This window comes from Vibrio stylophorae (assembly GCF_921293875.1).
GTDB classification, from domain to species: Bacteria; Pseudomonadota; Gammaproteobacteria; order Enterobacterales; family Vibrionaceae; genus Vibrio_A; species Vibrio_A stylophorae.
Genome location: NZ_CAKLDI010000001.1, coordinates 1228232 through 1251392, shown reverse-complemented (window position 1 = coordinate 1251392; position 23161 = coordinate 1228232). Strand labels below are relative to the sequence as shown.

General features: G+C 46.7%; 27 protein-coding genes and 1 tRNA gene. 9 read left to right on the top strand and 19 right to left on the bottom strand.

Annotation, left to right across the window (positions count from 1 at the left end; all coding sequences use genetic code 11):
- The first annotated feature begins 136 nt into the window (after positions 1 to 136).
- Together L9P36_RS05790 and yvcK are read left to right on the top strand one after the other, a co-directional pair.
- Positions 137 to 721 (top strand): LON peptidase substrate-binding domain-containing protein, encoded by a 585-nt coding sequence (locus L9P36_RS05790; protein ID WP_237465682.1) that lies wholly within the window; start codon positions 137 to 139, stop codon positions 719 to 721.
- 126 nt (positions 722 to 847) lie between these two features.
- A complete protein-coding gene (gene yvcK / locus L9P36_RS05785) occupies positions 848 to 1771 on the top strand; it encodes a uridine diphosphate-N-acetylglucosamine-binding protein YvcK (protein WP_237465680.1) in 924 nt (307 codons plus the stop codon).
- On the opposite strand, the gene L9P36_RS05780 is transcribed toward yvcK, so the two are convergent.
- The 3 genes from L9P36_RS05780 to uvrB form a co-directional block, all read right to left on the bottom strand.
- On the bottom strand, positions 1730 to 2089 hold the full coding sequence (locus L9P36_RS05780; protein ID WP_237465678.1) for an Hpt domain-containing protein: 360 nt from the start codon (positions 2087 to 2089) through the stop codon (positions 1730 to 1732). The two genes, yvcK and L9P36_RS05780, sit on opposite strands and share 42 nt — an antisense overlap.
- Before the next feature lie 2 nt (positions 2090 to 2091).
- Positions 2092 to 3543, bottom strand: coding sequence for a sigma-54-dependent transcriptional regulator (locus tag L9P36_RS05775; protein ID WP_237465676.1), 1452 nt, complete (start codon positions 3541 to 3543; stop codon positions 2092 to 2094).
- Positions 3544 to 3661: 118 nt separating this feature from the next.
- On the bottom strand, positions 3662 to 5698 hold the full coding sequence (gene uvrB, locus L9P36_RS05770; RefSeq protein WP_237465674.1) for an excinuclease ABC subunit UvrB: 2037 nt from the start codon (positions 5696 to 5698) through the stop codon (positions 3662 to 3664).
- 158 nt (positions 5699 to 5856) lie between these two features.
- Here uvrB and L9P36_RS05765 point away from each other — a divergent pair.
- Positions 5857 to 5932, top strand: a tRNA-Asn gene (locus tag L9P36_RS05765).
- A gap of 580 nt (positions 5933 to 6512) precedes the next feature.
- Here L9P36_RS05765 and L9P36_RS05760 read toward each other — a convergent pair.
- The 4 genes from L9P36_RS05760 to L9P36_RS05745 form a co-directional block, all read right to left on the bottom strand.
- Entirely contained in the window at positions 6513 to 7610 is a 1098-nt protein-coding gene (locus tag L9P36_RS05760; RefSeq protein WP_237465672.1) for an OmpA family protein, read from the bottom strand.
- Positions 7611 to 7841: 231 nt separating this feature from the next.
- The gene (locus L9P36_RS05755; protein WP_237465670.1) at positions 7842 to 8408 is read right to left on the bottom strand and encodes a hypothetical protein; all 567 of its coding nucleotides are present in this window, start codon (positions 8406 to 8408) and stop codon (positions 7842 to 7844) included.
- A 62-nt stretch (positions 8409 to 8470) separates the two neighbouring features.
- Positions 8471 to 9421 carry a tRNA-dihydrouridine synthase gene (locus L9P36_RS05750; RefSeq protein ID WP_435532764.1) on the bottom strand — a complete coding sequence of 317 codons (951 nt, stop codon included), beginning with the start codon at positions 9419 to 9421 and terminating at the stop codon, positions 8471 to 8473.
- A 142-nt stretch (positions 9422 to 9563) separates the two neighbouring features.
- On the bottom strand, positions 9564 to 10235 hold the full coding sequence (locus L9P36_RS05745; protein ID WP_237465666.1) for an SDR family NAD(P)-dependent oxidoreductase: 672 nt from the start codon (positions 10233 to 10235) through the stop codon (positions 9564 to 9566).
- Positions 10236 to 10596: 361 nt separating this feature from the next.
- Here L9P36_RS05745 and L9P36_RS05740 point away from each other — a divergent pair, with 361 nt between their 5' ends.
- Entirely contained in the window at positions 10597 to 11022 is a 426-nt protein-coding gene (locus tag L9P36_RS05740) for a GNAT family N-acetyltransferase (protein ID WP_237465664.1), read from the top strand.
- A 74-nt stretch (positions 11023 to 11096) separates the two neighbouring features.
- Here L9P36_RS05740 and L9P36_RS05735 read toward each other — a convergent pair whose 3' ends face one another.
- Together L9P36_RS05735 and L9P36_RS05730 are read right to left on the bottom strand one after the other, a co-directional pair.
- Positions 11097 to 12203: a lytic murein transglycosylase gene (locus L9P36_RS05735; protein ID WP_237465663.1), complete on the bottom strand. Its 1107-nt coding sequence runs from the start codon at positions 12201 to 12203 to the stop codon at positions 11097 to 11099.
- A 24-nt stretch (positions 12204 to 12227) separates the two neighbouring features.
- Positions 12228 to 12503: a YcgL domain-containing protein gene (locus L9P36_RS05730; protein WP_237465661.1), complete on the bottom strand. Its 276-nt coding sequence runs from the start codon at positions 12501 to 12503 to the stop codon at positions 12228 to 12230.
- Between the two features lie 198 nt (positions 12504 to 12701).
- Between L9P36_RS05730 and minC the strand changes: the two genes are divergently transcribed.
- From minC to minE, 3 genes are read left to right on the top strand one after another with little or no spacing between them, the layout of a single operon-like run.
- Complete coding sequence (gene minC, locus L9P36_RS05725; RefSeq protein ID WP_237465659.1) at positions 12702 to 13373, top strand: septum site-determining protein MinC; 672 nt, start codon at positions 12702 to 12704, stop codon at positions 13371 to 13373.
- A 35-nt stretch (positions 13374 to 13408) separates the two neighbouring features.
- Positions 13409 to 14218 (top strand): septum site-determining protein MinD, encoded by an 810-nt coding sequence (gene minD, locus L9P36_RS05720; RefSeq protein ID WP_237465657.1) that lies wholly within the window; start codon positions 13409 to 13411, stop codon positions 14216 to 14218.
- Between the two features lies 1 nt (position 14219).
- Entirely contained in the window at positions 14220 to 14474 is a 255-nt protein-coding gene (gene minE, locus L9P36_RS05715) for a cell division topological specificity factor MinE (RefSeq protein ID WP_237465656.1), read from the top strand.
- 134 nt (positions 14475 to 14608) lie between these two features.
- Here the strand turns inward: minE and L9P36_RS05710 are convergent, their stop codons facing one another.
- The 10 genes from L9P36_RS05710 to srlA (L9P36_RS05665) all read right to left on the bottom strand — a co-directional run bounded on the left by L9P36_RS05710 (position 14609) and on the right by srlA (L9P36_RS05665) (position 21289).
- Positions 14609 to 14827 carry a hypothetical protein gene (locus L9P36_RS05710; RefSeq protein ID WP_237465654.1) on the bottom strand — a complete coding sequence of 73 codons (219 nt, stop codon included), beginning with the start codon at positions 14825 to 14827 and terminating at the stop codon, positions 14609 to 14611.
- A 259-nt stretch (positions 14828 to 15086) separates the two neighbouring features.
- On the bottom strand, positions 15087 to 15446 hold the full coding sequence (locus L9P36_RS05705) for a PTS glucitol/sorbitol transporter subunit IIA (protein ID WP_237465652.1): 360 nt from the start codon (positions 15444 to 15446) through the stop codon (positions 15087 to 15089).
- 7 nt (positions 15447 to 15453) lie between these two features.
- Positions 15454 to 16443, bottom strand: a complete 990-nt coding sequence (gene srlE / locus L9P36_RS05700) for a PTS glucitol/sorbitol transporter subunit IIB (RefSeq protein WP_237465650.1) — start codon at positions 16441 to 16443, stop codon at positions 15454 to 15456.
- Positions 16440 to 17003: a PTS glucitol/sorbitol transporter subunit IIC gene (gene srlA / locus L9P36_RS05695; protein ID WP_237465648.1), complete on the bottom strand. Its 564-nt coding sequence runs from the start codon at positions 17001 to 17003 to the stop codon at positions 16440 to 16442. Before srlA (L9P36_RS05695) ends, srlE (L9P36_RS05700) begins: the two co-directional genes overlap by 4 nt.
- A gap of 164 nt (positions 17004 to 17167) precedes the next feature.
- Positions 17168 to 17929, bottom strand: coding sequence for a glucitol operon DNA-binding transcriptional repressor SrlR (gene srlR / locus L9P36_RS05690; protein WP_237465646.1), 762 nt, complete (start codon positions 17927 to 17929; stop codon positions 17168 to 17170).
- Positions 17930 to 18016: 87 nt separating this feature from the next.
- Positions 18017 to 18415 (bottom strand): transcriptional regulator GutM, encoded by a 399-nt coding sequence (locus L9P36_RS05685; RefSeq protein WP_237465644.1) that lies wholly within the window; start codon positions 18413 to 18415, stop codon positions 18017 to 18019.
- Positions 18416 to 18478: 63 nt separating this feature from the next.
- Positions 18479 to 19258, bottom strand: a complete 780-nt coding sequence (gene srlD / locus L9P36_RS05680) for a sorbitol-6-phosphate dehydrogenase (protein ID WP_237465642.1) — start codon at positions 19256 to 19258, stop codon at positions 18479 to 18481.
- An 84-nt stretch (positions 19259 to 19342) separates the two neighbouring features.
- Entirely contained in the window at positions 19343 to 19702 is a 360-nt protein-coding gene (locus L9P36_RS05675; protein ID WP_237465640.1) for a PTS glucitol/sorbitol transporter subunit IIA, read from the bottom strand.
- A 42-nt stretch (positions 19703 to 19744) separates the two neighbouring features.
- Positions 19745 to 20725, bottom strand: a complete 981-nt coding sequence (srlE, locus tag L9P36_RS05670; protein ID WP_237465639.1) for a PTS glucitol/sorbitol transporter subunit IIB — start codon at positions 20723 to 20725, stop codon at positions 19745 to 19747.
- A 15-nt stretch (positions 20726 to 20740) separates the two neighbouring features.
- Positions 20741 to 21289 carry a PTS glucitol/sorbitol transporter subunit IIC gene (gene srlA, locus L9P36_RS05665; RefSeq protein WP_237465637.1) on the bottom strand — a complete coding sequence of 183 codons (549 nt, stop codon included), beginning with the start codon at positions 21287 to 21289 and terminating at the stop codon, positions 20741 to 20743.
- A 206-nt stretch (positions 21290 to 21495) separates the two neighbouring features.
- Between srlA (L9P36_RS05665) and L9P36_RS05660 the strand changes: the two genes are divergently transcribed.
- Positions 21496 to 22176, top strand: coding sequence for an HAD family hydrolase (locus L9P36_RS05660; protein ID WP_237465635.1), 681 nt, complete (start codon positions 21496 to 21498; stop codon positions 22174 to 22176).
- A gap of 2 nt (positions 22177 to 22178) precedes the next feature.
- Entirely contained in the window at positions 22179 to 23144 is a 966-nt protein-coding gene (locus tag L9P36_RS05655) for a KpsF/GutQ family sugar-phosphate isomerase (RefSeq protein WP_237465634.1), read from the top strand.
- Positions 23145 to 23161: the final 17 nt, after the last annotated feature.

Genomic DNA, 23161 nt, shown 5'->3' with positions numbered 1-23161 from the left:
AGACCAACACAAATAATTAACATATTGTTTTCATTAAATTCATCAAGCCAATCTTGGCTTCATCTTAAAAACTAGACATTTCACATCCATAAACGGCCTTGCCTTTGCTCCTTGAATTGATGACCAAGGAGGCACTATGACTCGACCGACTCAATACAAAGCATTACCCCTTCTATTTAATCGCCGCCACATTTTGCCTGGTGGGCGAATGCCACTAGATATTCTGGCAGGCGTGCAAACCGATACCATGAAGCATGCGCTCGATCATGGCTCACCGCTTGCCTTAGCAATGATCGACCAAGAAAACAGCATGCCTTCCTGCCCCATGGCCTCAGAAGTCACCATTGTGGATTTTCTTGAAGCGCCAGCTGGACGCGTACGCCTGATGGTGCAAGGAGAGCGTTTGCTACTCATTCAAAATGTGCAACAAACGAAAGAAGGGATATTAGCCGCACAATGTAAACCCCTCCCCCTTTGGCCTGAAGTTGCGGTTGAACGTCGGCATCAAAAATTGGCAGCGCGGTTAAACGCAGTGTTTGAAAAACACCCTGAGCTCAATGCACTCTATCCAGAGAAAAATTTCACGGACCTCACTTGGCTATGCCAACGCTGGCTAGAGATATTGCCGCTCTCACTTGAAGAAAAGCAAAGTCTTTTAAAAGCAACCACTTGCGAGGCAGCCAGTGATTATCTGCTACAGCTGGGTCAAGCAGAGCACTAAAGGTCACCGATTGCTATTGATATTTATCACAATTTCATGGACGAAATTGCTTTTTTGCAACAAATGTTTGAGTGGATAAAAGAGTGCGGTTTACACTGAAAGTATCGCGATTGCTGGAATATAACAATGACAACATCCTCAGCGGCCAATACTTCTGCTGCGCTCTCTATTGAACATCAAAAAATCGTCGCCATTGGTGGCGGGCATGGTCTTGGCCGAGTGCTTGCAGCACTCTCTCACTTGGGTGAGCAAGCGACAGGCATTGTCACCACCACAGATAATGGTGGCTCCACCGGCCGTATTCGCCAATGCCAAGGCGGGATCGCTTGGGGCGATATGCGCAACTGCATCAACCAGCTGATTACTACACCGTCCATCGGCTCCATGCTATTTGAATATCGCTTTCGTGGTAATGGCGAGCTCGATGGCCATAATCTTGGCAATCTAATGCTCACCGCCTTAGATAATTTAAGTGTGCGCCCCTTAGATGCCATTAACCTCATTCGCGACATGCTTAATGTGGACACCCATATTTTGCCGATGTCAGAACATGCCGCCGATCTCAGTGCGATTGACGCCAAAGGCAATTTAACCCGAGGTGAAGTGTGTGTTGATGAACTTGATGCAGTGCCACGCCGCTTATTTGTCGAACCCAATGTCCCAGCGACACAAGAAGCGGTAGACGCCATTTTGGCCGCTGATTTGGTACTACTTGGTCCCGGCAGCTTTCTCACCAGTGTGATGCCGCCACTACTACTCAATGGGATTGGTAAAGCCCTCTCGCAAACCAAAGGACAAGTGGTGTTTATTACTAACTTGGCGCAAGAGCCTGGTCCAGCTGGTTTAATGACTTTAGAAGAGATGTTAGTTTGGCTTGAGCGCGCTATGGATGGACGCCCAATTGATCGCGTTTTAACGGCCTATCAAAAAGATGCCGATCAGATCTCTCGACCCGTCACAGTCACAGAGCTAGCCTCCAAAAATCATGAATGGCGTCATGATCGCGAACTATTGAAGCAAGCGATCGAGCGCCTTCTCATCGCTGGCTAGTGCCGCATAATCTTCCGCACTTTGCAGCAGTAAATTTCGCAGTTGTGGTAAATGTTCTTTAAGCCACAACTGCTCACTTTGTTTGGCTTGCTGCTCAAAATGAATGGCTTGTTCTGCTAATAAATCTGCACCAAAACTACGTGCACTGCTTTTCGCGGCATGACACACATCAGCGATATTAGCCAAGCTCGCATCTTGATCTAAGCACTGCACATATTCCGCCAACTCTTCGCTAAAAACCTTAAAGAGCATGGCGAGCATGTCACGTCCCACTTCATCGCACAATAAAGTCACGCGCTGTCGGTTGATATGACTCATCTTCACTCTCCTGATTGGGCTTGCCAACTCTGCAGTTTTCGATAAAGGGTTGATGGACTCACTTCAAGCCGCCCTGCGGCCTGAGGAATATTGCCATCACAAATCGCAATGGCCGCTTCAATGGTTCGCTTTTCGGTGATCCACAGCGGCTCAATCTCACAATGATGGGATATCGTTTCTCCTTGCGCGCCCTGCTTGACGGTAAGATGTGCCCCATCAGCCAAGCCCTGATGTGCATTGAGCGATGGATGCGCCTGCGCCATCACGGCTTGTGGTAACATTTCGGCAGTAACGATCTCGCCGTCATTGAGCACCACAATGTTGCGAATCACATTCTGCAATTGACGCACATTCCCAGGCCATTGGTATTGCTTAAGTTGCTGCTGCGCTTGCGATGAAAAAGAGGCAAATTGTTTACCCTCTTCGACACAAATTTGTGCCAGTAAAATATCCGCAATTCGCATTACATCCTCACCACGCTCACGCAGCGCAGGCAAACTTAACGGGATCACCTGTAAGCGGTAGTATAGATCCTCTCGAAATTGTCCGGCTTGCACCATCAACCATGGATCGCGGTTGGTCGCACAAACAAAACGCACATCCACCTGCGTTTGTTCACTGCTCCCCACTTTTTGCACCAAACCCGTTTGAATAAAACGCAGTAACTTGGTTTGCAAATCCAGCTCCATCTCACCAATTTCATCTAAAAAGAGCGTCCCGCCATGGGCGAGCTCTGCCGCGCCTTTTCGCTCACTCGCCGCACCAGTAAAAGCGCCTTTCACATGACCAAAAAGCTCACTTTCAATCAAACTATTGGGAATCGCGGCACAATTAATCGCCACAAAGGGGCCTTGATTTCGATCACTGGCTTGATGGATCGCTTCTGCACAAAGCTCCTTACCTGTACCACTCTCGCCTGTGACAAAAACTGTGGCACGGCTTTTTGCTGCAGAGCGAATCACTTCATAGACCGATGCCATGGCCGGTGATTGACCAATAAAACCATAAAAATCGCCCAACTCATGCTCTGCATCAGGCGAAGGTGCCTCTACGTTGTGCTCCCCGCTAGCTAATACCGTCTGTTGTTGACGAAATACACGTCCAACAGTTGCACGCAAAATATTGGCTTCACAGGGTTTAATTAGAAAGTCTTGCGCCCCTTCTCGCATTGCCTCTACCGCCACATCAATAGAGCCGTGCGCCGTCATCACAATGACGGGAATATGTGCGCATTCACGTTGAATCCAATTGAGGATCTGCATCCCTGTCATATCCGGCAGACGCAAATCAAGTAGCACCATATCAAAGGGCTCTTTTTTCAGCGCAATTAAAGCTGCGCCGCCATCTTTGGCGACCTCGATGTCAAATGCGAGAGGAAGAAGATAGGAGCAATAAAGCGTCGCGACAGAGGCCGTGTCCTCCACCATGAGAATGCGTTTGCTGTGAGCCATCATTCCAACATCCTTTGTGAAATCATGGCTTAAGTGTAGACAAAGGCAGCCAAGCTGCTGCAACGAAAAAGCCGCTCAATTGAGCGGCTTAGAGATAGTTGACGATGCTAAAACCATCCGATCAGCTGTTGCGAATAAACTGCTCACGCAGCACTGCAATTTCATCACGCAAAGTTGCGGCTTGCTCAAACTCAAGGTTCTGTGCATGAACAAGCATTTGCGCTTCAAGCTCGCTGATTCGTTTTTCCAGCTGCTGCGGCGAAAGTGCCATATAGGCCGGTTCATCCTCAGCCACTTGCTTCAGTGATTTCAAGGTCGGCGCCTTCACTGGCTTATTCGCCTTGGTTGGCACTTTTGAGCCAAGCTCCATGATATCCGCAATTTTCTTATTCAGCGGTTGCGGCACAATCCCATGATCTTGGTTATATTGATTTTGCTTTTCGCGTCGACGCTCCGTTTCTTCAATGGCTTTGGCCATGGATTTGGTGATGGTATCCCCATATAGAATTGCCTTGCCTTGAATATTACGCGCAGCACGGCCAATGGTCTGAATCAAGGAGCGCTCAGAACGAAGGAAGCCCTCTTTATCGGCGTCAAGGATCGCTACCAGTGAGACCTCCGGCATATCTAAACCTTCACGGAGCAAGTTAATCCCCACCAGCACATCAAATTCACCCAAACGCAAATCACGAATAATCTCGACTCGCTCTACGGTATCAATATCGGAGTGCAAATAACGCACACGAATGCCATGTTCATCGAGATATTCAGTTAAATCTTCAGCCATACGCTTAGTTAACGTGGTCACCAACACCCGTTCATTATTGGCACTACAACGCCTTGCCTCAGAGAGCAAGTCATCCACCTGCGTTGCCACAGGTCGCACCTCAATCATCGGGTCAAGCAATCCTGTCGGTCGCACCACTTGCTCTGCGACCTGGCCTGCACAGCGATCCAGCTCATAGGCACCAGGCGTTGCTGAAACATAAATGGTCTGCGGCGCTATGGCTTCAAACTCATCAAATTTCAGGGGTCGGTTATCCAAAGCTGATGGCAACCGAAAACCATAGTCCACCAAGGTTTCTTTGCGTGAACGGTCGCCTTTATACATGGCACCAACTTGTGACACTGTCACGTGCGATTCATCAATGATCAGTAAGCCATCAGCTGGCAAATAATCTAATAAGGTTGGTGGCGGCTCGCCCTCTGCACGCCCACTTAAATAACGAGAATAGTTTTCAATGCCAGAGCAATAACCCAACTCTTGCATCATCTCAATATCAAAGCGCGTACGCTGCGTGATTCGCTGTTCTTCAAGCAATTTATGATTAGCCAGCAGATCACTTTGTCGGCTATTGAGCTCTACTTTAATCTTTTCAATCGCCTCAAGAATTTTCTCTCGCGGCGTCACATAGTGGGTTTTCGGATACACGGTGTAACGCGCGACATCTTGCGTCACTGAACCAGTGAGCGGATCAAACAGTGAAATCCGTTCAATCTCATCATCAAACAGCTCCAAGCGAACCGCTTCACGATCAGACTCTGCAGGGAAAATATCAATCACATCACCGCGCACACGGAAGGTACCGCGCTCAAATGCGAGCTCATTGCGAGTATACTGAATTTCAGCAAGACGACGCAAAATCGCGCGCTGATCCATCACATCTCCACGGCGCACATGCAACATCATTTGCAAATATGATTGTGGATCACCCAGACCATAGATCGCCGACACGGAAGAAACGATGACCACATCGCGTCGCTCCATCAGCGCCTTGGTGGCCGAAAGACGCATCTGCTCAATATGTGCGTTTACTGACGCATCTTTTTCAATAAAGGTGTCGGTAGACGGCACATAAGCTTCAGGCTGGTAGTAGTCATAGTAAGAAACGAAATATTCCACCGCATTATTCGGAAAGAAATCTCGCATCTCGCCATAGAGCTGCGCGGCCAATGTTTTGTTTGGCGCTAAAATCAAGGTCGGACGGTCGGCCGTGGCAATCACATTGGCCATGGTATATGTCTTCCCCGAACCTGTCACACCAAGCAAGGTTTGCGTTGCCAGACCGGCATCGAGCCCTTGTAGCAGCTGCGCAATCGCTGTGGGCTGATCGCCCGATGGCTGAAAGGGCGAATTGAGTTCAAATGATTTTTCCATGAATTCATCTCGTTTTTTTATCTATTCTCGAAGTGTACGCACGCAAGTGCAAGCCCCATCTATTCGCGATGCGCCCATTCATCCCTTGAATTTTGCAATCTTATGCATAGGAAGGGTTGACGAAAGAATTAAAAATCCATATCATCCTGCCCCGCAATTCCCCCTTAGTTCAGTCGGTAGAACGGCGGACTGTTAATCCGTATGTCGCTGGTTCAAGTCCAGCAGGGGGAGCCACTTTTCTTGACATTTCTTGTTCAATTCTTCCACGACTTTTCCCCAACTTGATGTAAATCAATTCACAGCCAGATTCGCATATTTTTTAAACAAGCCTTTGCTAGAGTTGATGATCACTCAGCGATCTTTTGATCTTATAAGTTATTGATCTTTAATTAGCATTCAAAAGCGATCGGTTTTGGATCGCCATGGTCTATTGCTTTGTTTTTACGAACTTAGCGCTTTTTCCTATGCTTCACCCACACACTTATCCACAGAATCTGTGGGTAACTCTTGGCAAGCCAGTCCTGACTTTGCTAACGGAATGTCAAGATAGAGACAGCAAAAAAACAAAAGAAAAATCGTCCGATTTTTACCCCATTCTTGTCTGAAAATTTACGCTGCAATTTACAGTACGATGGTGATCAACTGTTGGGCAAAAATGCATCAATGATGCGTTGTTATGTATTATCGAACTGTTTATTTGAACAGTATTTTTATTTCAGCGCAATGATTTCTAAAGCTCATCAGCAGTGTTATTACGCTCGATAACAAAAAACCGCCCTTTAGGCGGTTTTTGATCAGTGAGGCAGTCACCTCATTAGAAGAAGCTTAATACACGATCGACCGTGCCTACTGCATCTTCTACGGTATCAACAACACCATTCACTTTATCTGTAGTGTCATCAACTTTCTTTTTGGTCTCATCTAAGGAAGGTTTATCACTTTTCTTTTGCTGACCTTGCGCGACTTGTGTCTGCGATGTAATGGTTTCTGGATTCACCGCAACAATTTCAACTCGGCGGTTATGTGCTTTACCTTCTTTACTACCATTGCTTGCGATGGGTTTGGTTTGACCGCGGCCCATGGTATTAAGGCGATCACCGTCAATACCGTGAGTTTTCACCAAATATTTTTTCACCGCATCGGCGCGCTGACGAGACAAGGTGAGATTGCTCTTCGCATTACCGACATTATCGGTGTGTCCAATAATATCGATATTCAGTTCAGGATATTGATTCAGTACATCCGCAAGCTGCCCTAACTCATCTTTAGAGGATGATTTCAGCACCGCTTTACCGGTATCAAATTGAATACCATAGAGGTTGATATTGCCATCAGACTGCAAAGAGGCCGCAATGGGCGACATCATATCGGTATCCATCACATCCATTTCGACAACAACCTGATAAACAGTTGTATCAAAGGTACCCTCACCAATAAATAACATATAGTGATATGGGCCTTTCACCCCCACCAATAAATGATTCTGAGATAAACCGTACATCCCTAAGGTACGACCATCAATAATCAAGCTACGAAAATCATGTGGATTTAAATCTTGCATACAGCTTCGGTTACAATCCAATTTCAGTTGAATACCCTGCTTTTTAAACACTTGCTTGTAATTTTTATAGACTTGAAGTGCCGTGTATTTCTCAGCAATTTCATACTCAATAAAAGTCACCTTGCCTGAAATTTTTTCAGTTTTATCAACCACGGCATTTCCACCAACGTCACGGGGTTTACTGCGTATAACATTCACCTCTTCATATTCGAAGTAATCAGAATTATTCTCGATTTCTGCATTAGGAAATCGCTTTAACGTTGGATGATCAGTAGCTTGCCAAGCCAAAACTGAGGTACTTGAAAATAGCAATGCCATGCACATGGCCGTATGAAAAGATGCTTTGAACATAAAAAATCCTTTTTAATCTGGATGTTGAGAAGAAATCTACCATGCACATCAGTTTAAGCAATTTGTCTGTGTTGGCTTTCTATCAGTTCACGTCAATCGTCATGATTCAAAGTAACTGATAAAAAACTTACTTTCATATCCCAGTTAGAAAATATGATTTCACCTACATATCAGACATAAAAAAAGCGCGTTTTCAGACGCGCTTTTTTTAGCTAAACAGAGCAAACAAAGTTAAAGATCGACCCCCGCTTCAGTCAGCGACTTCTCTTTTTCTTTTAAAGTGAGCGCCATATCATCCAGCACAGGTTCAATGCGCTCAACAGCTGCAATCATCTGATCGGCAGCATAACGTGAACCATAGGTCTTGCTTTCATATTTATCGATTAGCAAATCCATTTCGCCATAAAAACGTTGAATAGCGGTGAGGTACTTTGGCGGCGTCTCTAAGGTATAAGGGGAGTAACGCATATTTTCCCAAACCAAACGCGGGAAATAAGGGCGGAGTGTTTTACGATTAATCACCTGATTTTTTCGCACTTCGACAACGTAGTCGCGAATCATCTGTAAATTATCACTCACTTCGCTGTGCATCGATTTTTGCAAAAAATAGACGTTCTGATCACCCATCAAATTGTCAAACTCAACCGCTTGGCGCAAACCCGCTTGCGCAGCCAAATAAACCCCAACCACAGTCGCGATAAGGACGAATATTTGCCCTACCCAAAAACTCGAGTTGATCAAATCACGGTGATCAAACTTATCGAGCTGACGGCGCAAAATATTGGGCTTTTTTTCCATTTTTGTATCCAAGTCATTGAATCTGCGGTGAATTATATCAGTTTAACTTATAAATCAAAGTGTTAGATTTCACCGATTTGTGAGTGGGTTCGTAGCAACTGTTCATAATGCGCACGAAATCCCGCATGCATCTCTTCAATTGTTCGTAGTGACCGAAACTCAACAAACAGCTGCTGGGCTTGTGGATAGCTTACTTTGAGGTAGCGAAGCCACTGTTTCACGCGGCTCGGATGGAACAACTCTGCACGCGCCGCTGGGTCTTCATCATGAAAACTCACCATGGCATGAACAAAATCAAACCAAGGCAGCAGCGAGGCTTGGCTTTGGATCATCGCGCCAAGGTTTGGCTTTTCAATGGCACCTCGCCCCACCATCAGTAGTGGTGTCCCTGTTTGTTCCATGCACTGTTTGGCCGTCGTGGCATCGACAATATCACCGTTAGCTATCAATGGAATGGGACACTGTGCGACGAGCTTACCAATCGCAGGCCAATTGGCTGGCGCGTGATAACCATCTTCTTTGGTGCGACCATGAACCGTCAGCTCATTCGCGCCTGCGGAAATAACCGCATCAAAAATCTCTTGCGCACTCTCAATACTATCCCAGCCCAAACGGATTTTTGCACTGAGGGTGACATCAGCGGGCAACGCTTGACGCACTTGATGAATGATTTGATAAATCTGCTGTGGATTTTTAAGAAGTGAGGCGCCGCCCTGACTGCGATTAACGTTTTTCGCAGGACAGCCAAAATTCAAATCCACACCTGGAGAACCCAGCGCTGCGGCGCGATTGGCATTCTCAGCCAACCAGTTGGGATCCTGTCCAAGCAACTGCACGCGCACAGGCGTTCCTGCCGTTGTTTTGCCCCCTTGAAGTAGCTCTGGTGCTAAGCGGTAATAAACCCGCTCAGGTAATAGCAAGTCGACGACACGCACAAACTCTGTAACACAGAGATCGTAAGGGTTTAGGCGGGTAATAAAATCACGCATCAAACCATCTACAACCCCTTCCATGGGCGCCAAAATTAAACGTTGAGCAAGCTTCACAGCAAATCTTCCAAAAAACAAAGAGGCGCAAAGCTTACGCAGCTCGGCGAAAATGGCAACAAAAAACCCACCAAAAGGCGGGCTTTGTATGCAAACCATGGCAGTCGCGTTAAAACACCATACTCATCTCAGCTTCAAGCAGGCGACCACTAAAGTAATCGTTCTCAACAATATATTCTGCGCTACGCACCAGTTCCTGCGGGCAAACCGGTTTATAAAGGCCAGCCGTACGTTTAGCTTGCACAGGCACCACACCACCCACACGAATATTAAAAGGCGAGAGTTCCTTCGCCCAAGTTTGGGTAAAGCCATCAATAATGGCTCGCGTGCTATCTAAACTGACCACGCCATTCTCTTCTGGCGCTGTCATATTGATGATCACCCCACCTTGTCCCAGTTGCATCTGTTTTGCAGCTTCGCGACCTAGCACAGTTAAACGCGAGACCACATGATTCATCGCCCCTGAGAGCTGGGTCATGGCATCATCGGACATCAAATTCATTTGCGCCGCTGCAGCCCAATAGTTAATAAAGATATCCACCGGACCAATGAGCTCATATATTTGCTCAAATATTTTCCGACTGCTCTGTTCATTTTGCGGATCAAATTGAAGCTGATAAAAATCCGATTCAACAATACCTTGTGTTAATTCGCAGGGATTGACCGCCTGCTCTTGTATCAATACGACCGTTGCTCCCGCTTGCGCAAAATAGTGTGCAATCATTTGCCCCATCTCACTACCAGCAGCACAGATTGCGATGGTGGAACCTGATATTTTCATTGCCGCCCCCCGGCGATTATTCTGCTGTGTCAGCGACACAATGTAGAAGGATTGCGCTGTGCATTAATTGTCGCATCAGCTGTTGATAACTTGTTGTTATTTTGTTAACGATTTAACTATGGTTGATTCAAAACTTGTGCTGTGTGAAGCACTTCAAAAAGGTGATATTTCGCGCAGCAAATCTTTCAAAAAGAGATTCGACTCACGATTTTTCTGATGACAAAACGCGGGACAATGAGATAAAACACCGAGACGGATTGACCATTGCCGCAAATATGAGTCGTGCTAATTATGTGCGCAGGTATTCACAACACGGCTGAGCGATATCAAACGGCACCAGCACTGAGAAGATTTTGAGTCCATGTCCCTTTCATTCCAAGCCACCAATGATTTACTCATATCCGCCAAGCTAACCCAGCGCAATATGCATCCTTATTACGCGCACTATGGCGTGGACTGGCAAATTGAAACCATCACCGCGCAGATTGCTCACCTAGAGAATTTGGATATTGTGTGTGATGGCAGCATCATCGGCATTATTCGCCTCGCATTTGACGATCAAGGCTGTTATATCCGCGATTTTCAAATCGAAGAAAAATATCAAAACCGTGGTATGGGTGCCCTTGCGCTCGCGCATTGTGAAATATATGCCAAACAATTAGGCTATCAGCAGCTTCGCCTGCGCGTCTTTCAAATCAGTCCAGCTATCCATCTCTATGAGCGATGTGGTTTTACGCGCGATAAAGCTGAAGACAATTTTTACTATTTATCGAAACAGATTGGTTAAACACAGCGCACGATGCGCAAACAAAAAAACCGCCATGATGGCGGTTTTTATTTCTCAAAATCTACTGAGCTCAATTAGCGATATTTAATCTTATTGGCCAATAGGCTCACAGACAACGCAAAGTAATTTGAACGGTTCCAATCCATCAAGGCTTGATAGTTGCCGTAAACCAAATAAGCTTGCGTGCCTTTGCCATCTGGCTGAATCACCCAACCCGTTAAGTCGGTCAACGCTGGTAAATCGCCACCATACTGATTGCGAACGCCTAATGCCTGCCATTCAACCAGATTTTTCCCCTGTGCTTTACTTCGACCAATCAAGGCTTGGTCAAAGTTGGCCGGCAATTTTACAGTGCGACCCCAAGTGTATTCATCGTTCCAGCCCGCCTGCTTAAGGTAGTTGGCTGTTGAAGCAAAAACATCAGCCTTGGTTTGCCAAATATCAATCTTGCCATCGCCATTGCCATCACGAGCAAAAGATAGATAAGAGCTTGGCATAAACTGACATTGACCCATAGCACCCGCCCAAGAGCCTTTAAACTCTGATAGTGGAATATGGCCTGCATTGAGAATTTGTAGTGCAGACATCACCTCTTTGCGGAAAAAAGCTTCACGACGACCGTCATAGGCTAACGTGGTTAAGGCATCAATCACATCATAGTTGCCTTGCAGCTTACCAAAGCTACTTTCAACGCCCCACAGCGCGACGATAAAACGTGGCTGCACACCATATTCATCACCAATTTTTTTCAGCACTGCATAGTTTTGATCATAATAGCGACGGGCCTGCGCGACTTTCCAATCGGGCAAGGCGCGTTCTAAGTACTGTGCGAGCGTGCGTTTGCTCTCTGGCTGGTTACGATCCGCTTTAACCGCTTTAGGATGATATTTTACGTTGGCAAAGGCACTATCAATCACTGATTGTGCAATGCCCTGCTGAGCAGCTTCAGCTTTTAGGGCTGTCACATAGCGCTGAAAATCTTCTGCGCTATGTTCTTTCACTTGCACCGCAGGTGTTTTGCTTTGCGCTGTTGTATCTTGTACCGCTGGCTCTTTACTCTGAGCCACTGGCGCTGTGATTTGCACCAAATTATCAGCGGATTGCTCTAACTCCGCAGTTTGCGCCAAAGATGGCGATGAGAATCCAAGCGCAAGCGAGACAGCTAACAGCGTTTTATTCATCTTCAATCCTTTTATTCCCTAACTTTATTCTTTATTTTGCAAAGCGCGTTCAGCTGCCAAAAGATTTTCTGGCGTTGGTGGCAGCTGTAAATAGAATCCATTTTCAGTCAATGCGTCGCGCACATGGTCAATATTTGCATTTGCCAATCGACGCTCTGGGGTTAGTTTTAACACCATGACAAATTCTGGGGTACCAAAGGTTTGTAACAAAGCTTCTGGCACCGATGAAAAATCATCTTTGCGCTCGATATAGAGGTAGGTTGCCATTTTTTTAGGGCTTCGATATATCGCACACCACATGTTACTCGCCTTATTTTAGCTGTTTTTTTAATCGATGAATGCGCAAGTTCACAGCTTCACCATCGAAGCGATGAAGTTTTGACCAAAGCCGCGTGGAATGGGCGATGGAGGCTTGTCGCAATGCGCTGCGGACTATAACATGAGAGACTGATTATCGTCACAGTCAACCGCACTTGTTGCGGTAAGTAGTTTCCATTTATGTGTCACACCGCCCAATTTAAAGGCAGCAGTTTTACCCTCTCTGTACTGCAACTCTACGACAACGATTTGCAGAGTTTGTGCCAAAGTATTGAAGAAAAGGTGAACCAAGCACCTGCATTTTTTGCCCATGCGCCCATCGTATTGGATGTAAGCAAAATGCCAAGCGAGCAAGATCTCGATTTTGCCAAGGTCAAAGGCTTGATTGAAAGCCATGGGATGATTCCTGTTGCCGTGACGGGTTGTCCAAATCAGCGTTGGCGCCAACAAGCGCAAGACGCAGGCTTAGCTATTGTCACCGCGGCGCGCCAACAAAAAACACAACAAGTGACACACCAAGCAGCCAAGGTGATTCGCCATCCAGTTCGCTCCGGCCAGCAGGTCTATGCCAATAACTGTGATTTAGTGGTGATGAACCATGTCAGCGCCGGTGCAGAGCTCATTGCCGATGGCAGCATTCATGTTTACGGCACCCTGCGTGGCCGAGCCATTGCAGGCGCCAGTGGCAATCAGGATGCGCAAATTTATTGCGACCAAATGGATGCAGAACTGGTCTCCATCGCAGGAAACTATTGGCTCAATGACGCCATTTCAGAACACCACCACAATCAAGCGGTGATGGTGTATTTCAAAGATAACCAACTCCACATTGAACAGCTTCGTAACGCATAACACGTTGCTAACTAAGAATTAAGAAGGAATCTCAGATGGCACGCATTATTGTTGTCACCTCAGGCAAAGGCGGCGTGGGTAAAACCACCTCTAGTGCAGCCATTGCTTCTGGCCTTGCATTGCAAGGTAAAAAAACTGTCGTCATCGATTTTGATATCGGTCTACGTAACCTTGACCTCATCATGGGTTGCGAGCGACGTGTCGTCTATGACTTTGTCAATGTGATTAATGGTGAAGCGAGCCTGACCCAAGCGTTGATCAAAGACAAACGCACCGAAAACCTATTTATTCTGCCGGCTTCGCAAACCCGTGATAAAGATGCGCTCACCAAAGAAGGCGTTGAGCGTGTACTTGAAGAGCTCAAGACCATGGGCTTTGATTTCATTATCTGTGATTCACCCGCAGGCATTGAAACTGGCGCATTGATGGCACTCTACTTTGCGGATGAAGCCATCATCACTACCAACCCAGAAGTGAGTTCAGTTCGCGACTCTGACCGCATTTTGGGCATTTTGGATGCAAAATCTCGCAAAGCTGAACTCGGTGAGCAAGTCAAACAGCACCTACTTTTGACCCGTTACAATCCAGCGCGCGTGACCTTGGGTGAAATGCTCAGTGTCGAAGATGTAGAAGAGATCCTACGCGTTTCACTGCTAGGCGTGATCCCTGAAAGCCAGTCTGTATTGAACGCCTCAAACAAAGGTGAGCCAGTCACCTTTAACGAGGGCAGCGATGCTGGCCAAGCTTACTTAGATACTGTGGCGCGCCTACTCGGTGAAGAGCGTCCATTCCGCTTTATGGAAGAAGAGAAGAAAAGCTTTTTGAAACGTCTGTTCGGAGGATAGGATGGCCCTACTGGAATTTTTTAGACCACAGAAAAAAACCAGCGCGAATGTGGCCAAAGAGCGCCTTCAGATCATTGTTGCTGAGCGCCGCTCGCAAGATCAGCAGCCAAGCTACTTGCCGCAATTGAAACAAGATATTTTGGATGTCATTCGAAAATATGTGGCAATTTCGCCAGAGCAAGTGACCGTCACGCTGGATCAGCGCGAAGAAGATCTTGCGGTGCTTGAGCTCAATGTTACGCTACCAGACGAGTAAAGCTTGCTGGAAGATAGAATCTTGGCTTGATTCAGATCATCTAATATCCAAGCCTCATTCGAGCAATAAAAAACGCGGCACTTTTGCCGCGTTTTTTATTGCTCTGAGCTTCTAATGATTGGACATCTAAGCATTTAGCTTCGAACTCGGTAACAGGCCCAAAATCCCATTCCCATGGCAATGCCAATCACAAACAAACCAGCAATCGCCGCGCCTACTGATAATGCGATGACCATCGCTTGATCCACTTGAAAAAAGTAGTTTCCGAGGAACCAAAACAATGGCACCCCCAATGCAGCGCCAGTGATCGCGCCAAGCATTGCTCCTAAAACCGTCCAAATTAATGTCTGCATCTTTGCTCTCTCTCTACCCTTTTCTCAATTGTGGAACGACCGCTCAAAATTCGCTCTATTTTGGCAGAAAACGAAAGATAGATCACATTATTCAATCGATTACATTGTAAAAACTTTTCCAAGTTGAAATGAGAATCATGAAATTAATGGTCAATTTATCATCAAAAGACCGATCTTTTCCTCACCATTTCACACAAAAAAAGGGAAAGTCTCCTCTCCCTTAGACATGCCATTTTCATCAAACTCAATACGCCGATAATTAGCCAAAAATCAGATTATCACCACACTCTGGCACTTTTAGTTTAGGTCCTAGCAGATGCACTGTCCCCGGTAGCTCTGGAGTGCGCTGACCATCGAATTTTAAAGTGATATGACCCAGCTCAGCGAGATTTTGATTGACCACTGCGCCCACTGCAGTGACCACATAGGCTTGCTCACCAATCATCACCGTGGTGTCTTCGGTGATCTCCCCTTTCAGCTCACTGTGGCTATGGATAAAACAATATTCGCGCACCGCTTCAGGGGCTTGCTCATTAAAGAGGATCATCATGTCATCCTCTAGCGCGTCTAACGCAGACTCGCCAATCGCAACAAATTTCGTTTGAAATTGATATTCCATAATGGCGCTACTGATAAATCATAAAGGAGACAGCCCAAGCAAAGAGTACTGTAGGCGCGCCCGTTAAAAAGCGGGAATAAAGCACAGCCGGCACACCCACTTGTACGGTTTCTGGTTTGGCCTCGGCAAGTCCAAGCCCCACAGGGATAAAATCACAGGCCGCTTGTGCGTTGATCGCAAACAGAGCCGGCAATGCTAAATGCGGTGGAATATTACCCAAGCCAATTTGCGTGCCCACTAAAACGCCAATGACTTGCGCGATCACCGCGCCGGGGCCTAAAAATGGTGATAACAACGGGAATGAACAAACCAAAGCCAAGGTCACCATCCCCAGTGGATTGTTTGCAAGTGGCGTCAACCCATGGGCAATGAGATCGCCCAGCCCAGAGGCCATGATCACCCCGATCATCATGGAAACAAAGGCCATAAATGGCAAAATGGTTTTAAATACCGTATCCATGGTATCGCGACCCGCTTGATAACAAGTCGCCATCACCCGTCCCATACCCACGCCAATCCGTGCGACCATTGAGTCAGTTTGTTCACTTAATTTTTTACTGGCGTCATAGCGCACTTGTTCATGGGCAATATCTCGCTGCTCTTGCACTGATAAGGGCTCTGAGACCACCTCACCCACATGCTCGATACGCGCGATAGACGCTGGCGTCACCGCGGAAACATAGATATCTTCACGAATAAAAGATGCCAAAGGACCGCTTTTACCCGTGGCATGAATGTTCAATGTGGGAATATTTTTCTTGGGATATAAACCGCAGCGCAAGGTGCCACCGCAATCAATGACCACCAAGCCAATATCCTCATCGGGCATCCAGGTTTCAAAGCCATTAACAGCCTCTAAACCAGTAACCTCGACGAGGCGATCCACCACTGAAGGTCGAATACCACCGGTGATATACAAAATCTTATGGTTGGGTTTTAAATCAATGGTCAGCGGTCCGCCCCAGCCCCCAGAGCCAGCCGTCACAAATATCCTCATGATTGCGCTCCTTGCTTGACATGAACCGTGCTACTGAGCGTTACCCCTTGCTGCTTAGCAACCAATGCCGTGGTTAAATCCGTGACCCAACCGCGGAAAAAGTTGGTCACCATCCCGACCAGCAAATAACACACCGCCAAAGGCCCTAGCGGCAACCCTTGGGTGGTGATGCCGGCGGCAATACCTAAGTAGATAAAAAGCTCGCCAGGATTGACGTGCGGAAACATACCATTCATGGAATGGCAGCTATAGGAAGCCGCAGCATAATAAGAAGGCTTATATTTTTCAGGAAGAAAGCGCCCTAGGCTGAGGTTCATGGGGTTACAGAAGATAAAGGTGCCCACCACGGGCAACACAAGATAGCGCGCAATGACATTATTGGCACAACGCTGTGCGAGTCGCTCGATGCGATCTTGGCCGACAAATCGAATCAAGGCGTTCATTGCGACCAGTAAACAGATGAGTAACGGTAAAATGCCCGTTACCATATCGGTGAAGACTTGCCCACCGCGCTCGAAAAGGCCAATAAACCAATCAGCCAAGCCAATAATGTTATCCATAAAAACCGCTAGAGTAAGATCACACTTTGCGAGTCTGTACTCATTTAATTTCACCACAAAGTGACGCAAACGGTTTTCGTGAGTTCAATCACTGAAATTGAAATTCAGTACAATGAAAATTTGAGAGGCGTAACAAAATAAAAAAAGGCACCAAGTGCCTTTTTTTAAACCAATACCACTTGGATATCGTGGGATTCTAGATAGCGAATATCATCTTCAGCGATCCCACTGTCGGTGATCACCACATCGATTTTCTCTAGCGGCACCACCACATTGGGGCTGCGGCGGCCAAATTTGCTGGAGTCAGTGACCACAATGATTTGATTTGCGGCCTGACACATCGCCTGACTGACTTGATAGGCTTCGTTATAGGTCGTGGTCCCTTGCATCAAATCAAAACCATCGGCACCAATAAATAGCTTATCAAATGAAAATTTCTGAAAAGCTCGCTCTGCCACGTTGCCATGAAAAGAGGCAGATTTACGACGATAGGTACCACCTGGCATCAATACCGTATGCTCTGCTTCCAAATGCGATAAGGCATTAACAATGTGCATACTGTTGGTCATCAAGGTCAGTTCCATGATGCGCTCAAGGTGATGAACCATCTGCAATGTCGTACTGCCACAGTCCAAAATAATAGAGTCGCCATCGGCAACAAAATCCACCGCGCGCTGAGCAATTTTGCTCTTAGCATCTAGGTTCAGCGTTTGTTTCTCGTCCATAGAACGATCTTCACTGCTGTGTCCTGGCGTGGTGGCCTCTGCGCTACCATAGCGGCGAATCAATAAACCTTGATTCTCCAATGCACGTAAATCACTACGAATGGTTGCGCCAGAGGTTTCAAAAATGTCAGCCAAATCGTTGACTGAGGTCTTGCCATTCGCGCGAAGATATTCAAGCAATCGCGCTCTTCGATTGTCCATACTCATACCGTTCACTTAATTTATCTAGGGCTAAACTACACCAAATCATTTTCAATGTGAAAGGCAATGAAAGCGTTTCTTTCTTTATCAGTGCGAAAATGCGACAGTTAACGCCTCACGCGTGCCTTTATCGAGCTGATTTATCACTTGTTCTGCAAATGGATAACGTTGACCAAGCAAACATTTAACAGTGCGAGGCCTTGCAAAAACTGTCATTCCTTTCAATGCTTTGGCTTCAATGATGACACCATCAGTATCCTCAACCATGACTAACAATGTCCGCGGCTTCCAGCGACTTTGAGTGCGACCAATTTTCACTTGGCCTTGTTTGGCCATTTTCTGCAACATTTTGTTAAATGCGCGCACTTGAAGAAAACCAAATGCGATTTGAAGAACCCACGCAAATATTGCGACAAAAATTAAACTGGTAGTAGCATCCATGGTCGTCTCCTTGGCTGGCTTTGTATTGAAATAAAAAAGGGGCAAGTCATGGTCCTTGCCCCCAACGAGGTTAACCTCAAATTGCACTTAATCCAACCCGAGGGGGGATTAGAACATTACCTGACCGCCGGTAATGTTGATGGATTGGCCAGTGCAGTATGCCGCTTTATCGCTAGCATAAAACTTCAACACATTCAATACATCTTCATAGTCACAGCCGGCTTTTAGCGGAACCTTGTCGATGTATAGTTGCTCAACCTCTGCTTCTGGCACGCCCAATTTAGCTGCGTACTGAGGAATCAAAGATTGGAACATTGGGCTCTTCAGCAGGTTACCAAGCATCAAAGAGTGAACCGTGATGTTGTGCTCTGCTAGGTCAAGCGCAAGAGACTGAGTCAGGCCAACACCGCCAAATTTCGCAGCAGAGTAACCACTGTTGTGTTTTGAGCCAACTTTGCCTGACTTAGAGTTAATTTGAATGATGCGACCGCCGTTGTTTTCGCGAATCATCACTTTTGCCGCTTCACGGGCACATAGGAAGTAACCGGTGAGGTTCACATCAAGAGAAAGCTGCCATGCATCAAGTGGGAAGCTGTCGATTTTCGCAGCTTTCGCAACACCGGCGCTGTATACAAGTAGATCGATACGACCAAATGCATCATCAACTTGTTTGGTCATGGTGACAACGCTTGCTTCTTTGGTTGCATCAACAGCAACACCAATCGCGCTACCTTCACCATGTTTTGCATTAATTTCTGCCGCAATTGCATCTGCGTTTTGACCATTCAAGTCAGCGACTGCTACGCGGTAACCATCTTCGGCTAGACCGTGACATAGATACGCACCTAAAGTTTGACCACCGCCGACAACCAATGCTGTTTTTTTCATTTTAAATCTCCAATTTATTATTCGTGTGGGGGTTGGGCCTAAGGCAACGAGCGGCCCTCCCCCCTAATTTTTGAAACCAAGCGGTTAACAGAAAGAAATCGTGTCACCAAGCGTCAAATCAGTTGGCGTTGGTCCATCAACATGAAGGCAGCCTGGGTATTCAGCTTCAGTCAATGCATCGAATCGAATGGTAATGTGGCCAAGTTCACCTAAGTTCTTGTTCACCACCTCACCCACTGCTGTGATGCGATATTCATGCTGACCAAGCTTAAGCAACCCTGCTGTGGTGATTTCACCTTTAAGCTCATCGTGGCCATGGACAAAGCAATACTCTGCGGCATCTGCTGGGGCCATATCACCAAAGATGATCATCATGTTGTCTTCAAGTGCTTCTAGGGCACAGTCACCGATTTGTTTAATCGTGGCTTGGTATAGTGGAGTCATGATTCTTTCCTTAAATTACTGCTTTTATTTCGAGTTTTTTTATTACTGATAGATGAACATTGAAACGAACCACGCGAGCAATACTGTTGGCGCACCAGTGATGAAGCGTGAGTACAGTACTGAAGGCACACCGATTTCTACGGTACGTGGCTTCGCTTCAGCAAGACCTAGACCAACAGGGATGAAGTCACAGGCTGCTTGAGCGTTAATCGCAAATAGTGCTGGTAGCGCTAGGTGTGGCGGAATGTTGCCAAGACCAATTTGTGTACCAACCAATACACCGATTACCTGAGCGATTACTGCGCCAGGGCCAAGGAATGGCGAGAGCAGTGGGAACGAACAGATCAGTGCTAGCGTCACCAAACCCAGAGGGTTTTGTGCAAGTGGCGTCAATGCCCCAGCAATCACGTCACCAAAGCCTGAAGCCATGATTACGCCGATTAGCATGGATACGAATGCCATGAACGGAAGAATGGTCTTTAGCACTGTGTCAATGGTGTCGCGACCCGCTTGGAAGAAGGTGGACATCACCGAGCCCATACCGATACCGATTTTGGCCAGTAGGCTGTCGCTTTGCTCAGTTAGTTTTTTGCTAGTGTCGAACTTGCTTTCTTCTTCTACAGGCTGCGCTGCAGGTGCTGCTGAAGTGATTGAGCCGTTCTCTTCAAGCGTGATATCCGCAGGTTTCACGCCTGATACATAGATATCTTCAGTGATAAATTGTGCCAAAGGACCGCCTTTACCTGTGGCGTGAATATTCACGGTAGGAATGCGTTTCTTTGGATATAGGCCACAGCGTAAGGTGCCGCCACAGTCAATCACTGCAACACCGATCTCTTCATCAGGAATGGCAGTTTTAAAACCATCCACAGCTTCGTAACCGGTCAACTCAACGATGCGGTCAACGATATCGGGACGTGTACCGCCCGTAATAAAGAGCACTTTTTTGCCAGCTTCTACAGGGAGTGCAAGAGGACCACCCCAACCGCCATTGCCTTGTTTGATATGTAGTACTTTAGTCATGATAGGCATCCTCGATTATTTAAAGTGAACTTCACGCTCAAGCTGTACGCCTTGCTGACGCTCAACCATTGCAGTAGTGAAGTCAGTAACCCAACCACGGAAGAAGTTTGTGATCATACCGACCAATAGGTAGCTCACTGCCAATGGGCCAAGAGGAAGACCAAGCGTTGTCAAACCACTTGCAATCCCTAGGTATACAAACAACTCACCTGGGTTGATGTGCGGGAATAGACCGTTCATTGAGTGACAGCTATAAGAAGCAGCTGCGTAGTAAGATGGCTTGTAACGCTCTGGTAGGAAGCGGCCCAAGCTCAGTGTCATTGGGTTACAGAAGATAAAAGTGCCGATAACAGGTAGAACAAGGTAACGAGATACTGGGTTACCGGCACAACGCTGAGCGAGACGCTCAACGCGATCTTGACCGACCAAGCGAATCAACGCATTCATCGCGACAAGAAGAGAAATCAACAATGGCAAAATGCCAGTCACCATACCGGTGAAGACTTCGCCCCCTTGTTGGAATAGTCCGATGAACCACTCCGCTCCGTGAATAATCGAGTCCATAGATGTGACCTCATGTTTGTTATTGTGAACGATTAATTTTTTATTTCAGTGCAAATCGCCCAATTACTTTTTCATTTTGATTTTCATTTGAAAAGCATATGATTTTCATTTCGTGACTAAAATCACGAACAATTTTTTTACATCGAAAAACACAAAAGTTAGGATAGACACTCAAATTTGCCGCCAAATAGAAGGAGCCAAGGGCGATGAAAGCTGTGTTATTTGATATGGATGGGGTGTTGGTTGATTCCGAACCCGTTTGGGGCGTTGCAGAGCGTGAAACCTTGGCGCATTGGCACGGCACCCCTTCACAATCCCTTTTAGAATCAACAAAGGGGATGTTTTATCGTGACTTTCTTGATTTTATTGCCGCCCAACTTGCGCTCGAAAATTTTGATCTTGACGCAGCAGATGCCATGCTGATCGGCAAAATGACAGTGGCATTTGAGCAAACACTCACGTTGAATCCTGGCGCCTTAAATTTGGCGAATGAATTGAAAGCCAATGACGTAAAAATGGCGATCGCATCATCATCCCCATCCAAATTCATCGAAACGCTTTACAAACGTTTTTTCATTCCGCAAGATGTGAAAATGAAATGCTTATCGGGTGAGTTTATGGAAAAACGTAAACCGCATCCGGATATCTTCTTGCTGGCAGCGCAAGCACTCGATGTAGCGCCACAAGATTGTGTGGTGATTGAAGATAGCGCCAATGGCTTACTTGCCGCGAAAGCCGCAGGTATGGTTTGTATTTTAATGCCAGCGGAAGACGCACAAGATGAGCGCTTTGCACTTGCCGATCACACCATTGCAAGTTTAACGGAGCTCACACCTGCTCTGATGACAGAAATTTGGCAAAAACAGCAACAATCAGTAGAGAAATAACCATGGACCATCAAGCCATTATTGATCTAGGAAAACGCGTCATTGAAACTGAGCTCAATGAGGCAAAAGCGCTACTCACACGTCTCGATGAGCGCTTTAGTGAAAGCTGCCAAGCGGTTTTAAACTGCCAAGGTAAAGTGATTATTTCTGGTATTGGTAAATCAGGACATATTGGTAAAAAGATCGCGGCGTCTTTGGCATCAACCGGCTCTCCGGCCTTTTTCGTGCATCCAGCAGAAGCGCTGCATGGCGATCTTGGTATGATCAGTGAAGGCGACTTGGTGGTTTTAATCTCCTATTCAGGCGAAGCCAGCGAGTTTAAAACCATGGTGCCGCTGATTGCGCAAAAAGGGATTCAAATTATTGCCATGACCGGCAATCCACAAAGCTACTTGGCTGAGCATTGCGATTTCCTACTCAATGTCGGCGTCACGCAAGAGGCCTGCCCGCTCGGACTTGCGCCAACCACCAGTACCGTGAACACATTAATCATTGGCGATGCATTGGCCATTACCACCATGCAAATGCGCCATTTTGACCAGCATGATTTCGCCCGCTCACATCCAGGCGGCAGTTTAGGCGCGCGTTTATTAACACGTCTCGATCAGCTCATTGAACATCAACACAGCAGTGCGCGCTGCACACCAGAAACAACTTTGAGCGAAGCTATTGGCTTACTCTGTGAAACTGGCCTTGGCCTTTTGGCTGTGGTGTCTGAGCAACGCGTGGTGGGCGTATTTACGGATGGTGATTTGCGCCGCGCACTTGCCAAACAATCGAGCCTAGATACGCCGGTTCGCGATGTAATTGCGCCGCATTGCACCACGGTGATGCAAGGTACGCTTTGTTCAGATGCATTAATCTTAATGCGAGAGAAAGGCATTTCAGCACTGCCTGTGCTTGACCATATGCACACTCTGATTGGTGTGATCAACTTAAATACCATGCATCGCGCAGGTATCTACTAAAATTAACGACTTGGAAG

Coding starts and splice junctions, on each gene's coding strand:
- L9P36_RS05790 (WP_237465682.1), top strand. CDS start 137: ATGACTCGACCGACTCAATACAAAGCATTACCCCTTCTATTTAATCGC.
- minC (WP_237465659.1), top strand. CDS start 12,702: ATGTGTCACACCGCCCAATTTAAAGGCAGCAGTTTTACCCTCTCTGTA.
- L9P36_RS05780 (WP_237465678.1), bottom strand. CDS start 2,089: ATGAGTCATATCAACCGACAGCGCGTGACTTTATTGTGCGATGAAGTG.
- L9P36_RS05660 (WP_237465635.1), top strand. CDS start 21,496: ATGAAAGCTGTGTTATTTGATATGGATGGGGTGTTGGTTGATTCCGAA.
- L9P36_RS05655 (WP_237465634.1), top strand. CDS start 22,179: ATGGACCATCAAGCCATTATTGATCTAGGAAAACGCGTCATTGAAACT.
- L9P36_RS05710 (WP_237465654.1), bottom strand. CDS start 14,827: ATGCAGACATTAATTTGGACGGTTTTAGGAGCAATGCTTGGCGCGATC.
- srlE (WP_237465639.1), bottom strand. CDS start 20,725: ATGACTAAAGTACTACATATCAAACAAGGCAATGGCGGTTGGGGTGGT.
- srlA (WP_237465648.1), bottom strand. CDS start 17,003: ATGGATAACATTATTGGCTTGGCTGATTGGTTTATTGGCCTTTTCGAG.
- srlR (WP_237465646.1), bottom strand. CDS start 17,929: ATGGACAATCGAAGAGCGCGATTGCTTGAATATCTTCGCGCGAATGGC.
- L9P36_RS05775 (WP_237465676.1), bottom strand. CDS start 3,543: ATGATGGCTCACAGCAAACGCATTCTCATGGTGGAGGACACGGCCTCT.
- minD (WP_237465657.1), top strand. CDS start 13,409: ATGGCACGCATTATTGTTGTCACCTCAGGCAAAGGCGGCGTGGGTAAA.
- srlE (WP_237465650.1), bottom strand. CDS start 16,443: ATGAGGATATTTGTGACGGCTGGCTCTGGGGGCTGGGGCGGACCGCTG.
- yvcK (WP_237465680.1), top strand. CDS start 848: ATGACAACATCCTCAGCGGCCAATACTTCTGCTGCGCTCTCTATTGAA.
- L9P36_RS05735 (WP_237465663.1), bottom strand. CDS start 12,203: ATGAATAAAACGCTGTTAGCTGTCTCGCTTGCGCTTGGATTCTCATCG.
- L9P36_RS05750 (WP_435532764.1), bottom strand. CDS start 9,421: ATGGAAGGGGTTGTAGATGGTTTGATGCGTGATTTTATTACCCGCCTA.
- L9P36_RS05730 (WP_237465661.1), bottom strand. CDS start 12,503: ATGTGGTGTGCGATATATCGAAGCCCTAAAAAAATGGCAACCTACCTC.
- L9P36_RS05760 (WP_237465672.1), bottom strand. CDS start 7,610: ATGTTCAAAGCATCTTTTCATACGGCCATGTGCATGGCATTGCTATTT.
- L9P36_RS05755 (WP_237465670.1), bottom strand. CDS start 8,408: ATGGAAAAAAAGCCCAATATTTTGCGCCGTCAGCTCGATAAGTTTGAT.
- L9P36_RS05675 (WP_237465640.1), bottom strand. CDS start 19,702: ATGACTCCACTATACCAAGCCACGATTAAACAAATCGGTGACTGTGCC.
- srlA (WP_237465637.1), bottom strand. CDS start 21,289: ATGGACTCGATTATTCACGGAGCGGAGTGGTTCATCGGACTATTCCAA.
- L9P36_RS05745 (WP_237465666.1), bottom strand. CDS start 10,235: ATGAAAATATCAGGTTCCACCATCGCAATCTGTGCTGCTGGTAGTGAG.
- L9P36_RS05705 (WP_237465652.1), bottom strand. CDS start 15,446: ATGGAATATCAATTTCAAACGAAATTTGTTGCGATTGGCGAGTCTGCG.
- minE (WP_237465656.1), top strand. CDS start 14,220: ATGGCCCTACTGGAATTTTTTAGACCACAGAAAAAAACCAGCGCGAAT.
- uvrB (WP_237465674.1), bottom strand. CDS start 5,698: ATGGAAAAATCATTTGAACTCAATTCGCCCTTTCAGCCATCGGGCGAT.
- srlD (WP_237465642.1), bottom strand. CDS start 19,258: ATGAAAAAAACAGCATTGGTTGTCGGCGGTGGTCAAACTTTAGGTGCG.
- L9P36_RS05740 (WP_237465664.1), top strand. CDS start 10,597: ATGTCCCTTTCATTCCAAGCCACCAATGATTTACTCATATCCGCCAAG.